The sequence below is a fragment of the Mycoplasma sp. NEAQ87857 genome (assembly GCF_009792315.1).
Lineage (GTDB): Bacteria > Bacillota_I > Bacilli_A > Mycoplasmatales > Metamycoplasmataceae > Mycoplasmopsis.
Genome location: NZ_CP045542.1, coordinates 516,897 through 534,704, shown reverse-complemented (window position 1 = coordinate 534,704; position 17,808 = coordinate 516,897). Strand labels below are relative to the sequence as shown.

Sequence of the window (17,808 nt, the reverse complement as noted above, 5' to 3'; positions counted from 1 at the left end):
ACCCTGATTATATATATATATATATATAATTTGTGCAATTATCAATTTTAGAAATTATTAAAAAACTATATAAAAAGGAGCATATGAAAAGAAAAAAGATTACAAAAGTACCATTTATGGTAATAGCATCAACAACGCTTGTTGCTTCATTAACTTCAGTAGCTGCATCAGATTCAAATAATAATCAAAAATATCAAGATCATTTACCAACTAGAATAGAAAGCAATAGAAATCAACAATATTTTTTCACTCAAGATACTATTAATAAATATGTCACTGCTAAATACAGTGATTATTTTACTATAGATAACACATTTTATGATTTTAATTCAACTTATTCAACATTGTTTAATTCAAGATTTAATTTACAAAACTCTAATGGTAAGCGTTATGTAAGATATGGTGAAAATGGTATTTATTCTTACTATAAACCTGATGTTTTAAATAATAGTAATTCTCAAACTCAATACTTAAATGATTTTAATTCAGGTAATTTAACTAATTTAACTAATAGTTTATTAGTTGATAGAGTTAATGAGTTTAATAATCAAAACAAATATTTAATTGTAAGTAAAAGTAATGAGTTTCCTGATTCACTTTTTAGAACTATAACAACAAGAAAAGGTGGAGCTGAGCAATTTGTTAAAGTAGTTAGAGTTGATGATGGTGGATTAGATGCAAAAGAGCAAACTTATAGATTTGAATTTGGTATGCAAAATCTACAAGATCCTCAAAACGTAGCTTGAATAGGTGGTTTACCTGATATTTGAAACACCTTAATGAGAATGAACATCGTTTGATCAGATGATTTTGAACCAGTAACTACTGATTCTCAAGGAAGAACTCAAGATATTAAAGTAACTTGAGTTGCTCAAGATAATAATTTTAGAAGCAACATCGGAACTAAAGAATTTACTTTTAATTTAAAGCATCATAAAATCAATTTCAACTCTAAAAATACTGTTTTAGGTATTGGAAATAATGCTAGTGGATTACCAATTTTTAGAAGATATGGAAATAGCGATGATACTTTAAGATCTTTATATGATGCAGTATATTGAGATGCTGGAAGAACTAATTTATCATTTGGTTATCCTAAAATAGTAGGTAATTGAAGATTATTAGAGCAAGATATTAATCATACTAACACCAATGGATTAAATACAGGAATGCTATCTGCAGGAATTAATGGACAATTTTTAAGTCAATCACACTCTTATCAAAATATTTATGGTAATGCAGCAAATATAGCTTCTGGTATTAGAGATTTAAATTCATTAGCTTCAACATTTGGTAATGCATTACAACTTAGTTGAAATGCTAGAGAAATTAGACCCTCAGATCAATCAGGTACTCATATTTATATTGAAATGAAGTTCAAAAAGAAAGATTTTTGAAAACCTTCTTCAGCTTCAAGAAATCAAGATGCATCATATATAGGAGCAACTAATTATTTAACTTTTGATGCTAATGTGCTTTCAGGTCAAGGTAAAAGAGGTAATTTAGCTGTAGGTAATTTCTGAGTTCATAAACGCACAACCAATAGACCACTTCCAGTAAAAATTAATTCTTACAAAAAGAATAGTACTAAAATCAATTTCTCTTTACCTATTGCAGATTATAAATATTATCAAAAAGATAATGGTAGCTTAATTGAAGTTCAAGGTAGAGTAAAAGATCCAAATCAAGATGTATATAATGCAAATAGCAATAATAATTTAAATGAATATCAAAAATCAGGTATCACATTTCATGCAAGTTCTGCAAGAGATGTAGATAGAGTAAATTGATTAAATACAAGTTATGGTTTTGGTATGCTAAATCCTTTAGAAGGACAAAACTTTGTTTTTACTGCTCCTTCAAGCATTTCAAATAACTCTAGAAAATGAACTATATCTAGAAATAACTTCGGAGATAGTAATTCTATTGGGTTTAATGTAACTGAATTAGATAGTTTAGATTGAAATAATGTGTTGATAGCAATTTCTAAAGATGATAAAAATACTTATAAGAAAAACTTCTTTGATAGCAATAATCCTCATATTTTTAATGGTTATGAGTTTGATTGAAATGATTTATTTAAAGAAGTATTTAGTTTAAATGACTATATTAAATCTAACGCTGCTCAATTAAGACAAGAAGATATTACAGCTATTGTTAATGAAGGTAATCAAATACTTAAAGATTATGTTGCTGAAGCAAAAGATAAAACTAAATTCAATACAAATGCTATTTATACCACTAATGATAAAACTACGATATTAAACAATGATAATGGTAGATATATAGTAGCTCCATACAAAACTGATAATTATGATTCTTATGTAACAAAAATTAAAGCTTCATTTGATAAAGTTGATAAATTATTTGACCAAGCTATTCATGGAGCTTTATTAGCTTTACATTCAAGTTATATTGATAATGATATTAGAAATCAATATAGAAAAAAATCAATTGAAGCATTTTATAATAAAACTATTACAGATCAATGACAACGTAGACAAAATGCGTTTGGAATTATTGTTAATGAAGCTTTAAAATTAAGCGAAACTGCTAAAAAGGTTTTAGATGGTGATGGAACTTTAAAAGGAATTAAAGAAATTGGTAATTTAATAAGAAATACCAGCAACAAAGAAACCTTAGCAAAATATAAATTTGCTTCAAAAGAAAATAAAGATGCTTTTGATCAAGCATTTAATAATTTAACTAATAAATTTACTAATGGATTATTAAAACATGATGCATATAATGCTAATGGTTTTGTACCTAATGATCTTAATAGTGTAATAGAACATCTTAAAAGCGATATTACTGATTTAAATGCTAAATACAATTCATTAAATGGATTGACCAATTTAACTAATTTTGATAAATTAAAGAGATTAGATTTATTTGATGATGCTTTAAAAGCATTTTATATTGAAGAAGTTTATAATCAAGAAACCCTTGATCAAGCTAAAGATCTTATTAGATATTTAATTGATTTTAATGGTGATCCTGATACTAATAGAGATAATGTTGCATTATATAAAGCAATTAAATACTTACAAGATAACACTGATGATACTATAAGAAGAAGTAATAGATATTTATATTCAGATGCTGAATATAAAACTGAATTTGATACATTAGTAGACCAAAAATTCAAACCATTATTTGAAAGACAAGATAATGGACAATATAAACTTAAAATTCAACATAATCCTAAAACCTTTAAAAATCAAACCTCTAAAGAAACTATTGATAACTTTATGGATAATAGTATGGTTTATGGAAGTTTAGCTAATGCTAAACAAGCATTAAATGGTGAAAGTGTTTTAACTAACTTAAAAGCTTCAATTGATAGCTTTAATAACTTTAGTAGCGGATTTAAAAATAGATATAAAAACAATTTAACTTCAAGTCATTGACAAAATAATATATGAACTAGACACGGTAAAACTTTTAATCAAGGAGCTAGAGATTTAATTCAAGAATTAAGTGATATTAATGAACTTGCAAATGAAGCTAAAGAACAAATTGCAAGATATATGGCAATAAAAAATGATGTTGTATATACTTTAGCTAATAATGTTGCTAAAACTGAGTTAAATAATACTATTAATAGAATTAATTCTTGATTAACTACTAACATCAATGATTTAAGATCAATAAATGATTTTATTATTAATCAAGATTTAGGCAAAAGAACTTTTGAACCTTTAGTCAAAAGTTTAAAAGGTTATATTGATGGATTAAATGGTAAAGAAGTATTTATTAATAATAAAAAAGCTGAAATAGATGCTTTAATTCACTTTGATGAAATTCAAAAATATAACTTTAAAAGACGAATTAATGATAATGATAGTGTAAGCGATATTAATAACTATGTAGCTAAACTTCAAGCAATAGATGCTCAAGCAACCACAACTTTTAATTTAATGACTAAAGCTAATCATTTAATTACCAATGTTGTATTAGATCAAAATCAAAGAAATAACTATAATAACGCTTCATCTAATTTAAAACAAGAACTTAGAAATGCTAAAGCTGCATTATTATCAAATATGGATGATAGTGGAAATATTAAACGAAATTTAACTAATAATATTACTACTATAACATCAAATGGTGCTTTAGATGGTGCAAGATTAGATTTAGAAGCTCATGCTACTAGAATATCTAATGCAATTAATGCATTAGATGGTAATTTAATTTTAAGTAATAAAATTAATGAACTGGATCACATAATTAGTTTAGTAGAAAAATCAATTGCTACAGGTAAATTCAATAATAATGTAAATGCTTACCTTCAATCATCAGTAAATACTGCAAAAGCTAATAAAATAGCTCATGCTAATAGTGCAAATGATTTAACTAATGATATAAATGCTTTAGTATCAGTAATTAATATTGCTGACTGAAAGCAAGATGCAATTAACCAAGCTTTAGTAAAAATTTATGAAGCACAAGCTTTAAAAACTAAATTAGATGCTAATAATTTAACTGTAGAATCATCTACTTTATTAAGAATGATTAATAGAGTTAAAGATGAAATTAATAGAGCTGGATCTACAGCAAATTCAATCAAAGAGATAAAAAATAATGTTTTAGTTAAAGAAATGCAACTTCAAGAAGCTAGATTAAACGCTAAATTAGCTAAAGATAAAATGGGAGATGGTATTAACAATAGAGTTTCATCATTAGTTAATGAATTTCCAAGCAATAATATCCTAAAAAATCTTTTAAATTTAGTAGATGAAGCTAGAAGTCAATTAGATGCTATTTATTGAAGTACTACTAAAGATATTTATCAAACTATTAATCAAAAAGCTAATTTATTAACTACTAAAGTAAATGATGCTAGAGCACAATTAGTTAAAGAAATAGATTCTTTAACTAATTTAGATACTACTATGTCTAATGCTTTTAAAAACTATATTCAAGATCCAAATCATAATTTAACCCTAGTAGTTAAAGCTTATAGTAATGCTACTACCATTGATAAAGTATTTAGTAAAATCAAAACCAGTATTCCTATTTATACTGAAAATGATGAAGAAAAAATTAAATTATCTTCTTCAGGAGAAGAATATAAAACAGCATTATCTGCAGTTAAGAATTTAATTTCTTTAGATGATAAAGCTAATTCAGCTAATAGCGGATTTAATAATAATGTAGTTACTGATGCTTCAGGTTATTTAAGTAATATAGAAACTAAATTAAATAAACTTTCTACTGAATATAATAAGTTAAATAATTTGGCTGATGTAGAAAATGCTAAAAATCTATTTATTCAAGAACTTAAAAAAGCAATTGAAATTAATAATTTAATCAAAGATCTTAATAATGATTTAACTAAAAACGATTCATTAGATACTGAAATTACTAATGCTATATCTGTAAGTACCAATCCTTCAGTAATAGTTAATGGAAGTATTAATTCTAAAGATTCAGTAGATACTAATTTAATAGTTAATATTAATACTAAAGATAAATTAACTAAAATTGAATCATTTAATAATCAATTACCTATTAAAACTAAAGCTGCAGCAGATGCTGCTTTAGCTGAAGCTATAGCGAATGCTGAAGCTGAATTAAATAAATGAAATACAAATGTAGAATATGATAATGATCAATATAAATCTAGTTTCTCTAATAACATTAAAAACTCTTTAGATCAAGCTATAGCTACTGCCAAAGCTAAACAAACTCAAGCAGATATTACTGATTTAGCAAAAGTGCAAGCAGCAATAGAGTTAGATAATGCAATTAAACAAGCTAAATCAGATGCTATTCAAGCAAGATTAAATAATATTAAAGCTATGGCAAAAGATCAAATTGATCAATTAAATTATTTAGCTACTTCTGCTAAGGATGAATTAAAAGAAGCAATTAATAACGCAAAAGAAGATCAAATAGCTCATATAACAACTAAAGCAAATACTTTAAATAAAGAATATAAAAAGTTAATTGATGTATTAAATAATTTAAATACTATAGCTGGAAATAATTTTGATTCTAAAGAGTTTATTAACTCTTCAGAATCAACTAAAAACGCTTTAAAACGAGCTTATAATGCAGTTAATAATACTTCTAAAGTTGAAAATATTAATGATATTAATCATTTAAAAGGTAAATCTATTGATTTAGATAACATTTCAATCTTAATAATCAATTTAAAAACTGCTTTAGATAATTTAGATGGTAATAATCGTTTAAATAGTTTAAAAAATACTACTAATAGCGAAATTGATCAGTTGTCTAATTTAACTATTGGTCAAAAAACTGCTTTAAAAAATGAAGTTCAAAATGCTTCATTATTAAGTGAAATTAATTCAGTTAATAATGCAAACGCTTCATCTAATAATACTATTTTAATTAAAGCTAAAATCTTAAATAATACAATGGGTGATTTAAGAAATACTTTAGCTAAAGTAGCTAATGATTTAATTGACAAAACTGCTTCAAGCTATATTGATGCTAATAAAGCATCTCAAGATCAATTTGATAATGCATTAGCTAAGGTAAATCAAATTTTAAATTCTAATTACAATGGTTTAAATACTAGTGATATTAATGATGCTAAAAATAATTTAAATCAAGCAATAAGTAATTTAAAAGCTAATGCTAAAGTTAATTTAGTTAAAGATGAATTAACTAAATTAATCACTTTAGCTAAAGGAATTAAAAATACTAATAAGATCAAAGACAATAATTTAGTTAAATTAACTAATGCTATAGCTACTGCAGAAGCAGCTAAAAATACTGCTAATACAGTTAATGAGCTAAATAATGCGATTAATGATTTAAATAGAATATTAATTGAAGTTAAATCTAATCAATATATTGCTAATGCTAAAAAAGTAATTCAAGAGCTTAAAAGATTAAATTTAAATGATTTAGCTAATGAATTGGAAGCGAAATTGGCTAATGTCCAAGCTAGTTTACAAACAGCAGTTAAAATTCAAGAGATTAATGAAAAATTAGATGATTTAGATAAATGAACTAATATTGATCAAAAGAAAATCGATGCTGCTAAAGTATTAAATAAGATCACTAATGCTTATAACAATGATTTAAATAACATCATTAATGATCAATCTAATTTAGCTTTAACTAATAGTATCAATGAATTAAATGACGTTAAAAATCAAGTTCATAATTTAATAGCAGTTGGTAATACTGCAGATAATATTGATGCAAAAGTTAATGAATTATCAACTAAATTAGCTAATGCTTTAGCTGCATTAACTAAAGCTATTACCAATAAAACTGCAGTTCCTTCAAGTTTAATTTCAATCTTTGATAGCTATATCAAAGATCCAAATCATACTTTTGAAAATAAATTATTAGCATTTAATAAATTAAATCAATTAAATGCTAGAGATATAGAAGTTAAAGCAACATTAGATAAATATATAGATGCTAAAACTACTGATAATTATCTTTTAAGTCCTTTAGAATTAAAAAATGCATTTACTAATGCAAAAGATAAGTTGAATGATTTATATCAATATATTAAATCTGCAATTGTAAATGCTAATAGTGATTTAATTAATAATATTGATAGTTTTAATAATTACTTATCAAAATTAGATACTTATAAAAATAACTTAAATGATGCTTGAAATAATCTTATTGGTGATCAAGTAGCAAAATCTGAAAAAGATAATGCTAATTTAGCTTTAACTAGAGCTAAAAGTCAATTACAAGATTTAATCAATCAAGCTAATAATTGATTAAATAACAATACTAAAGCTACAGATACTAACTTAAAAGGTAATTTACCATCAACTACTTCTAATGCAACAAATCATTTAAATGATGCTAATGCTACTATAGAATCAATTAATAATGAAATTAATAAGTTAAATGAATCATTAAATAATGCAAATAATAGGTTAAATAGTTTAACTGATGCAAAAGATCAATTAACTAATATTATTAATTTAGCAGAAAACTATCTAAATACAGTTGAAGATTCTGGTATTAATCAAAAGCTTTCAAATGCTATAAATAAAGCTAATGATAAGTTAAATACTGATTTAACAAATGATATTATTCAAGCAGCAAAAGATTTAGAAAATGTTTTAGATAACACTAAATTAAACAATGAGCTAATTAAAGCTAAAGCTTTAAAAGATCAATTAATGAATGATAATGCTTATCTAGAAGTGGTTAATGCTTTAGATAAAGCAATCACTAATGCAAAAGAAATATCAAATCAAATTACTGATCCTATTAGTTTAGACCTTAAAAATAAACAAAAAGAAGCTATTAATAATTTAGAAAAAGCTATTGCTAATGCTAAATTAAATAAAACTATTGTTGATGCTAAGAAATTAATTAATGGAATTAATGATGATAAATATAAAGATATTTTAGATAATTTAAATAATGCAATTACAAATAGTTTAATTGATAACGATATTAAATCAGCTAGCGAAATCATTCAAGATAACAATAAGTTAATTAATGAAATAGCTAAAGCTAAGTTTGATAAAACTATGATCGATGCTAATGATTTATTAGATAAATTAACTAAAGATCCTACAAAAAATCAGGATCTAATAGATCAATTAAACAACAGTATTCAAAACAATAATAATATTGATCCAAATAATATCAATGATGTAATTGAAGCTACTAAAGAGCTTAATAAAGCTCTTATAGAAATTAAAGCTAAAGCAGTAATTAAAGATGCAACAGAAATTATTAATAATATTAATTATTCTTCATTAGATAATAATCTAAAAAATCAGCTTACAAATAAGTTAAATAACTTAATTAATAAAACTAATGAAGCTTTAGCAAATAATAATTCTAATGATATTGTTAATACAACTAATGATTTAATTCAAGCAAATAAGGATGCAAGAAAAGAAATTAAAAAAGCTGAATATGATAATAGTATTAATATTGCTAAAGATTTATCTAAAGATGAATCATCTTTAGATCCTTTGATTAAAGACACTTTAAATAATGAGGTTGATCAAATTGAAAAAGAATTAAATAATAAAACCAAACCTAGTGAAAAAGATTATATAGATGCTAAAGAAAAAGTTGATAAAGCTATTAATGATGCTGTAATTGATCAAACTATTAAAAAAGTTAAAGATTATATTAATTCAATTAAAGATGATAATAAATATCAACCTATAGTTGATAATTTAAATCAAGCAATTAATAATGCTACTGATGCTTCAAATATTAACAATTCAACAGATATCTTTGATAACAATAATAAATTACTTAATGATTTAGCTAATGCTAAATTGGACAAAGCTATCATTGATGCTAATGATTTAGTATCTAAATATAGTAATAAATATCCAAATCAAATTAATAAGATCAAAGATCTCATTAATCAAGCTAATAATATTGATAAATCTAATACTAAATTAGTAGAAGAAACTACAAAACAATTAGTTAAAGAGATTGTTAATACTAAAGCTAAAGTAATTATTGATCAAGCTAAAGCGGTTTTAAATGATTTAAATAATTCATCAGTTAATTCATTAGATAAAAGTAATTTATCTAATGATATTAATGATTTAATTAATCAAATTGATAATTTAATCAATGATCCAAATGCAAAAATAGCTGATATTTCAAACTTGATTAATCAATTAGATAACAAAATCAATCAAACTAAAGACGCTATAGCTAAAACACAATATTTAGATACTAAACAAAATTCAAAATTAATTATTGATAATTCTAATTTATCCAGTGATTTAAAAGATAAATTTAATCAATCATTAGATCAAATTGATACTAATTTAAATTCAATTATTGATCCTGAAGCAACTGATTACATCAAAGCCAAAGATGATATTAATAATTTAGTAGATAAAATTAAGCTAGAAGATGCTATAGCTAAAGCTAATACTGATAAAAATAATTTAATTAGCAATAATGACTTTAATTTCTTACCAAACGAAATTAAAGATCCTATTATTAAAGATATTACTGATGCTATAAATCAAGCGGTTAATATTTTAAATAATCAACCAGATCAAGCTAGAGATCAAATAGACACATTAAATAACAAAGTTAAAGAACAATTAACTAAAGCTAATAAAGCAATTAAATCTATCAAAGATTTAATTGATCAAACTATTAATCACATTAATAACTTAGAAAATCTTGAACCAGAATTAATTAATGATTTAGCTAATAAAGCTAAATCATTCAATAGTCAATCAAGTTTAAATAAATTTAAAGATAATACTGATACTTTAAATGATCATCATGGTACATTGATTAATAAATTTAAACAAGCAAATGACTTAGCTAATAGTAATTTATTTGCTAAAGTTTCTAAAGATAAGCAAGATAAATTAACTAAAGCAATTAGCTTTATTAAACAAAATAAAATCTTAGGTAAGACCAACAAAGGTCTTTCAAGCAATAATACAGATATTAATAATGCTATTGATATGTTAAATAAAGCTATAAATGATGTTAAGGGTGATCAAAAAACCGCTAAATCTTATTGATATTTTGCTCCTATAGCACTTGCTAGTTCATTATTCTTCTTAATTGGTCTATGAATCTTTAAACACAAAAAGAAAAAATAAAAATGTAGTAATTAAATTACTACATTTTTTTATTATTATTTGATTTGCTATTAATAAATTGTTTAAGTAACTTCTTATTGATTTTACGATATTCTTCAGTAGTGTTTTTGCTTTCCATTTCTTTTTGGAAATCAATTTCTTGAGTATCGTTAAATGGTAAATCTAAAAGCTTAAATTTCTTAGAATCATCTTCTTTAGGTTTAGTTTTATTAGCATTAAATACCAGTTTTGGTAATGATCTTTGATGCGGTTTTAAAATTCTTAGTAATTTACGCATTAAAAATCCATAAATTGGAGCTGTTAATATTGATAAACTAATCATTATTAAATCTAAAACTACTATAATAAAAGTAATTTCACCTTTATATCCTAAAGGATATTTGAAACTAACAAGTTCATAAATAACAATTCCTCTATCTAATTCTGTACCACCAAATTTAATAAATTTATATGACATCACATAGTTAATAATGATAAAAATCATATAAGAACTTGGGAAAATAGCATACATTCAAATATCTTTATTTGAAATTTTAATACTCTTTCTTTCTCAAAAAATAGTACTTACTCCAATTACAGGTGCAATAACATGCATTATAATTGATTTAATTTTTTGATCAAAAACTAATTCTGTAAAAGTGCTAGGAACTATCATTATTCCAGTTCAATAAGCAGATACTACAATTAAAATATAAACAATAGAAGCAAAATAAAACTTTTGAATTTTTTTAGATTTTTTGTGTAATGGATAAACTAATAACATTACACCCATAAAAACATTACACATAAAAGTAAATCAATAAGTAGAACCACCTCATAATAACCTAACTCCACTAGGATAAACCACATTTTGATCCATCTTGTTGGTTAAAGTTTTATCTATATCGCCTTTTATTACATTAAATGCATTAAAAGTTCTTCAAGACTGATAGTATCATTCTACTATAGTGATTGAAACATAAAGTGATATTAAAATAACCCCAAAGATGAAGGTTATTTTACTTGAGGTAGATATTTCTTTAAAATTATTCCAAAAAAGTAACTTCTTATTTTTTTTCATGATCTATTTTCTGGTAAATAAAATAATAATAGATAAACCAACAAGGATTAAAATTCCAAAAATAATGAAATATCACTTTAATCCACTAAGTAAAAAATCAACTTTAGCTTTATCAAATGTCTGTTTATTTTTTACTAAATTACTATTTTTTATTTTATTGCTTTCTAATTCAATTAATAAATTATTTAATTTCAAACGATAATCTTGTTTTGCTTTGCTTGATAATATTAAAAATCAAAAATTTCTATTTAATTCTTTTTTTACACTATCAATAAATATTATTCTAAATGTTGAAGTATCAATATTTTGATTTTGTTTAGCCATTTTTAATAAAAACCTTTAAGTACAATTTCAACATTATCAGGTTTTTTATCAATTAATCTCTTAATTGCTTCTTCTAATTCTTGAGATAATTCTTTAATAAGATTAAAGCATTTATCTTGATATTTATTTTTGATTTTAATTTGAGTAATAATTTGAACATTTGAATGATTTTCATCAAAATATACTTTATTTGATACAACTCTAACCATATTGTAATTTTTTAAAGCTATATCTAATGCGTTATTTACTGCTTGTTCTAAAACAACATAATTTTGATTTGAATCAAATGAAACATTTAATCAATTCATTTTTATTTATTTGCTTTTCCTACGTATTTTCCTGTTTCAGTAGAAATAGAAATAACATCTCCTTCTTTAATGAACATAGGTGTTTCTAATTCATAACCTGTTTCAACCTCAATTTTCTTTTGAGGGTTAGTTGTTGTGTTTCCTTTTACTGCATCTGGAGCTACAGTAACTACTAAATCAACACTTGCAGGCAATTCAACATCTAAAACTTCTTCTTCAAATTTTCTAATTAAAACTTCATTTCCTTCTTTTAAGAAGTTTAGTTCTCATTCTACTAATGAAACTGGGATTTCTACTTGTTCATATGTTTCATTATCCATTAATACAATATTTTCTCCATCATTGTATAAATAGTTCATTCTTCTTTTATCGATGTGAGCTTTTTTAACTTTATCTCCACCTGTATATGATTTAATAGTTGTAGAACCTGTTCTTAAGTTTTTAACTTTAGCTTTAACGTTAGCTTGTCCTCTACCTTGTTTTGAGTGTTGGGCTTCAAGCACAACAAAAATATCACCATTATCTTGGAATGTAATTCCTGGTTTGAATTCATTTACATTAATCATTATTTCTCCTTTAAATATTGCTAAATTTATGACTATAAATATAATAAAATATATTTTATTATATAGAATAAATCAATATTAACCTATTTTTATTTAATAAAATCATAATATTTTTGATTTTATTTTGCTTATATTTTGTTATATATCACTGTTATTACTTAATAATATACCAAAAGTCTCTTATATTATAAATAATATTAAAGCTATATAATGATATTTTAAAATGATTAATTAATCAACATCTTTATTCATAAATGATTAACTTTTAAAGTTTTAACATAAATAAAATTTATTGTTTTTGTTATAATAATTAAGCAGTTAGAAACTAATTGAAAAATCACTACACCGTACTCATCATAGCGATTAACCGATTTGTAAATTCGGGAGCGGTAAGTGGAAGCTCTATTGGGCTTTTTTTATTTTAAAATAAGTTATTTAATATATATTAATTTAATAATTTAACTAATTAAAACAAGCACTTTTTAACAATAAAAAGTGCTTTTATTTTTGAAGTTTTTTACTATAATAAAAAGGCTTTATTGCATAAAGAGTATGGTAGCTTGACAGCTATAACCATTGCCAACCTACACAATCGTGCAAGGTGGAAAGTCAGGGTGTTAACTAACATGCAAAATATCCGACACTCCTTTAAAAAGCAAAAAGCAACAAGGAGAATTATGAAAAAATTATTTACAAGTGAATCAGTAGGTAGAGGTCATCCAGATAAATTATGTGATCAATTATCTGATGCTATCTTAGATGAATACCTACGTTTAGACCCATATGCTAAAGTAGCTGTAGAAGTATTAGCTAGTGGTCATAATGTTATTATTGCTGGAGAAGTTAACTCTATTGTTGAAGTTAATGTAGTAGAAATAGCAATTAACATATTAAAAGAATTAGGGTACTACACACCAAAAACTAGTTTTTTAGTTGATATTAAAAAACAAAGTCCAGATATTGCTCAAGGTGTAGAACAAGGTGAAGAAATTGGAGCAGGTGATCAAGGTATTATGTTTGGTTATGCCACTGATGAAACACCTGAATATATGCCTTTAGCTATTACTTTAGCTCATTCTTTAGTAAAACAAGCTGAGCATTTAAGACAAAATAATGAATTTAAATATGCTAAATCTGATATGAAAAGTCAAGTAACTTTAGATTATACTGATTCAAATAATGTTAAAGTTGATACTATTTTAATTAGTATTCAACATTCAGAAAAGTATGATGAAACATTATTTAAAAGTTACATTAAAGATAAAATCATTACTCCAGTATTAGCTAAATATCATTTAGATTTACCATCAAATATTTTAATTAATCCAACAGGTAAATTTGTTATTGGTGGTCCTATTGGAGATACTGGTTTAACTGGAAGAAAAATTATTGTAGATACCTATGGTGGAGCTGCAAGACATGGTGGAGGAGCTTTTAGTGGTAAAGACGCAACTAAAGTTGATCGTTCAGCTGCTTATGCTGCAAGATGAATTGCTAAAAACATAGTTGCTGCAAAATTAGCTAAAAGATTAGAAGTTCAAATTGCTTATTCTATAGGTGTTGCTCAACCTGTATCAATCATGGTTGAAACATTTGATACTGAAACCATTGACAAAAACATTATTGAACAAATCATTAATGAAGTATTTGATTTAACACCAAAAGGTATTATTGAATCATTAGATTTAAGAAAACCAATTTATGAAAAAACTGCTTATTATGGTCATTTTGGTAGAGATGATTTAAATCTACCTTGAGAATCATTATCTAAAGTAAGCGAAATTAAAGCATTGGCTCAAAAATATACAAAAAACTTTTAAGCTATAGTCTTAAAAGTTTTTTATTAAAGGAAAATTATGCAAGAATACTCACGTGGAGCAGTTATTTTTAAAAAATTTAAATCAGGTTATAAAGTTTTATTAATCAAACAAATTAATGGTAATTGAGGATTTCCTAAAGGTCATATGGAAGATAATGAAACAGATTATGATACAGCTAAAAGAGAAATCTTTGAAGAAACATCATTAACTGAAGTGAAATTATTTGATTATAGTTATGAATCAAATTACCAATTAGCTAATGGTAATAATAAAAATGTTAAATATTTTTTAGCTTATGATTATGGTAAAAAACAACCAAGAAAGCAAGAAAGTGAACTTTTAAAATTAAGATATTATCCAATTTCTAGAGCGATTAATGTCTTAACTTTTAAAACAAGCAAACAAATACTAAAAAATGCTTGAATTGATTTTAAAAAATGCACAATATCATAGATATTGTTTGGATTTAAGATAAAAAAAACTAAAATATATGTAATGAATTACATATATTAAAAGGAGGGATAATGGCAAATGAAAACCAAAAAATTAAAGTGGATTTAATTGAGTTTCGTAAGCAAGAAATTGAACACGCAATTTTAAAAGAGAAATCATTAAACCAAAAACAAGAATATAAGGCACAACAAGCTTTATTACCTTGATATAAAAAAGATATTTTTAGCAATGTAATGGGTGCTATTATTTCCTTGTTAGTTGTTGTATCATTGATTTTAATTGCTTATTTTATAGGTGCTAACGCTTAATGCTAACTGCTGTTATTGTATTATGTTGTTTAATTTTAGTCTTAGCTATTGTAATTTTATCTGTTAATCTAGGATCATATTTAAACAACTTAATTAAATTTAAATTTAAAAAATCAAAATACGACAAACTCGGTAAAAGTAGTCAAATTCGTTTAATTAATCAATTACGTGAAAGTGTTGAATATTTATCAAAAAACAACATCGGTGCATTAATCACTATTGAAAATAGTGATAATATTGATAACTTACGTACTGATGGAGTTATTTTGAATGCTAACATTTCATCAGCTTTATTAATTTCAATTTTTAATAAAAACTCTCCTTTACATGATGGAGCAGTTGTAATTAGAGATAACAAAATTTACTATGCAGCTACTTTTTATAAGATAACTAGAAAAAGTGTTGAAAATAATTATGGTTCTAGACATAGAGCTGCTATGGGTATTTCTGAGCAATGTGATGCAACTACAATTGTGGTTTCTGAAGAAAATGGTAGTGTTAAAATCATTAAAGGTACTGGAATTTTCAATGTTAAAATTGAAGAATTCCAAGAACAACTTATTAAATACTTAAAAGAACAATAAGATGCAAGAAATTAAAATTGAAGATTTAACATTACAATTAAAACAATTAGTTGCCCAAAAAAGCGTTAAAGCTGTTAGAGAACTTGAAGAAGAATATACATATGCAGATTTTGCTGAAGCTATTGAAGCTTTAGATGTTTATGAACAAATTTATATTTTTAGAGTATTAAGAGCTGATGAAGCTGCTGAGGTTTTTTCTTATTTAGAAGATGATACTAAAACAAAATTAGCTATAGCATTTAGCGAAGATTCAGGAATTAAAATTTTAGATGAACTTCAAACTGATGAGCTTGCAGATGTTTTAGAAGAACTTCCTGCAAATATCACTAGAAAAATTCTAGAACAAACTTCACAAGAAAAGCGTGATAAGATTAACAGTATTTTAGCTTACAACGATGAACAAGTTGGAAGCATTATGAGTGTTGACTTATCAGTTATTAAATCTCATTGAACTGCTAAAAAAGCAATTAGTAAAATTCGTGCTGATTATAATAAAAATAAAGAAATTGTACATAATTTCTATGTGGTAGATCAAAATGATGTGTTGCTAGGAGATATTACTTTAGAGGAATTGGTCTTTTCAAATGAAAATGAAGTAGTAGAAAACTTATTTAGTGTTGTAGTTAGTGTGCATCCATTTGATGATAAAGAACTTGCTGCTCAAGTGTTCTCAGATCAAGACCGTTCTACTTTACCTGTAGTTAATAAGGATAATCATTTAATTGGGATGATAACTTCAGATGATGTTATTGATGTTATTCAAGAAGAAGCAACTGAAGATATGTATAAAATGGCAGGGATTAACCCTGAAGCTGCTGAAGATAATTATTTAAAAACAACAGTTTTATCAATTGTAAAAAGTAGAGTTTTATGATTAATTATTTTAATGATTTCAGCAACAATGAGCCAATTTATCATTCAACAATTTACTGATTTAAGTAACTCAGTAATTGATGAAATTGGTATTACTATTTCTAGTGCAATTATTGTTTCATTAATTCCAATTATTTCAGGGTCTGCAGGTAATGCTGGTAGTCAAAGTTCTACCACAGTAACTAGAGCTGCAGCTTTAGGTGAAATTGATAAAAAAGACATTAAAAAAGTTATTTGAAAAGAAGTATCTGTAGGTTCTATTATTGGATTTATAATGTTTTTAATCAATGTTATAAGATTATATTTATATTTTGCTATTCCATACTTTAGAACTGACACTTCAGGAGCGATACCTAAAATAATTCCTTGAAAAGAATTATCATTTGTTATTATTGCTAGTTCTATTTCATTATTTATTGTAGTTGTCTTTGCTAAATTTTTAGGAACAGTAATCCCTTTAGCAGCAATTAAATTCAAAAAAGATCCTGCAGTTATGTCTGCTCCAATTTTAACCACTTTAAGTGATGCTATTTCAACTTTGATATTCTTTGGTTTAAATATTGGTGTATTACAACTAGCTCATTCAGTAGGATGATTATAAAGGAGTATAATAATTATGGATAAAAAAGTAGCAGATATTGAAAAACTTAAACTTTTAGCAGAACAATTAATCGAAGCTAAAAAAGAAGTTTCAGAATTAAATGCTAGAATTAAAGAAATTGTTAAAAATACCGAAATTGAAATTAATGAACCTTTAAGCAATGGAGGTAGAGTAACATATACTTTAGTTCAACCTAAACCATCATTTGACTTTAAAGCTTTTAGTGCTTTTTTATATGGGAGTATGAAAGCAGGAGCTAATTATACTGTTGAAGAGTTAGATAGTAAAATGGATGAATTTAAAGTAATTAAAGATCCTAAATGATCATTAAAAATTAAGAAATAGG

The 17,808-nt window shown here is 24.7% G+C and carries 11 protein-coding genes; 7 read left to right on the top strand and 4 right to left on the bottom strand.

Going from position 1 to position 17,808, the window contains the following annotated elements; genetic code table 4:
• The first annotated feature begins 83 nt into the window (after nucleotides 1-83).
• Complete coding sequence (locus GE118_RS01875; RefSeq protein WP_158763762.1) at nucleotides 84-10,565, top strand: FIVAR domain-containing protein; 10,482 nt, start codon at nucleotides 84-86, stop codon at nucleotides 10,563-10,565.
• 19 nt (nucleotides 10,566-10,584) lie between these two features.
• Here the strand turns inward: GE118_RS01875 and GE118_RS01870 are convergent, their stop codons facing one another.
• The 4 genes from GE118_RS01870 to efp are packed head-to-tail and all read right to left on the bottom strand — an operon-like array spanning nucleotide 10,585 to nucleotide 12,823.
• A complete protein-coding gene (locus GE118_RS01870) occupies nucleotides 10,585-11,625 on the bottom strand; it encodes an MAGa3780 family membrane protein (protein ID WP_158763761.1) in 1,041 nt (346 codons plus the stop codon).
• A gap of 3 nt (nucleotides 11,626-11,628) precedes the next feature.
• On the bottom strand, nucleotides 11,629-11,949 hold the full coding sequence (locus GE118_RS01865) for a hypothetical protein (protein WP_158763760.1): 321 nt from the start codon (nucleotides 11,947-11,949) through the stop codon (nucleotides 11,629-11,631).
• Between the two features lie 2 nt (nucleotides 11,950-11,951).
• Nucleotides 11,952-12,257, bottom strand: a complete 306-nt coding sequence (locus GE118_RS01860; protein ID WP_158763759.1) for an MMB_0454 family protein — start codon at nucleotides 12,255-12,257, stop codon at nucleotides 11,952-11,954.
• Nucleotides 12,258-12,259: 2 nt separating this feature from the next.
• A complete protein-coding gene (gene efp / locus GE118_RS01855) occupies nucleotides 12,260-12,823 on the bottom strand; it encodes an elongation factor P (protein WP_158763758.1) in 564 nt (187 codons plus the stop codon).
• A gap of 677 nt (nucleotides 12,824-13,500) precedes the next feature.
• On the opposite strand from efp, the gene metK reads away from it, so the two are divergent.
• The 6 genes from metK to GE118_RS01825 all read left to right on the top strand — a co-directional run bounded on the left by metK (nucleotide 13,501) and on the right by GE118_RS01825 (nucleotide 17,807).
• Nucleotides 13,501-14,643 (top strand): methionine adenosyltransferase, encoded by a 1,143-nt coding sequence (metK, locus tag GE118_RS01850; RefSeq protein ID WP_158763757.1) that lies wholly within the window; start codon nucleotides 13,501-13,503, stop codon nucleotides 14,641-14,643.
• A 36-nt stretch (nucleotides 14,644-14,679) separates the two neighbouring features.
• Complete coding sequence (locus GE118_RS01845; RefSeq protein ID WP_158763756.1) at nucleotides 14,680-15,096, top strand: NUDIX domain-containing protein; 417 nt, start codon at nucleotides 14,680-14,682, stop codon at nucleotides 15,094-15,096.
• Between the two features lie 71 nt (nucleotides 15,097-15,167).
• The gene (locus tag GE118_RS01840) at nucleotides 15,168-15,404 is read left to right on the top strand and encodes a hypothetical protein (RefSeq protein WP_158763755.1); all 237 of its coding nucleotides are present in this window, start codon (nucleotides 15,168-15,170) and stop codon (nucleotides 15,402-15,404) included.
• Nucleotides 15,404-15,988 carry a DNA integrity scanning protein DisA nucleotide-binding domain protein gene (locus tag GE118_RS01835; RefSeq protein ID WP_158763754.1) on the top strand — a complete coding sequence of 195 codons (585 nt, stop codon included), beginning with the start codon at nucleotides 15,404-15,406 and terminating at the stop codon, nucleotides 15,986-15,988. Before GE118_RS01840 ends, GE118_RS01835 begins: the two co-directional genes overlap by 1 nt.
• 1 nt (nucleotide 15,989) lies before the next feature.
• On the top strand, nucleotides 15,990-17,462 hold the full coding sequence (gene mgtE / locus GE118_RS01830; RefSeq protein WP_158763753.1) for a magnesium transporter: 1,473 nt from the start codon (nucleotides 15,990-15,992) through the stop codon (nucleotides 17,460-17,462).
• A 15-nt stretch (nucleotides 17,463-17,477) separates the two neighbouring features.
• Nucleotides 17,478-17,807, top strand: coding sequence for a hypothetical protein (locus tag GE118_RS01825; RefSeq protein WP_158763752.1), 330 nt, complete (start codon nucleotides 17,478-17,480; stop codon nucleotides 17,805-17,807).
• Nucleotide 17,808: the final 1 nt, after the last annotated feature.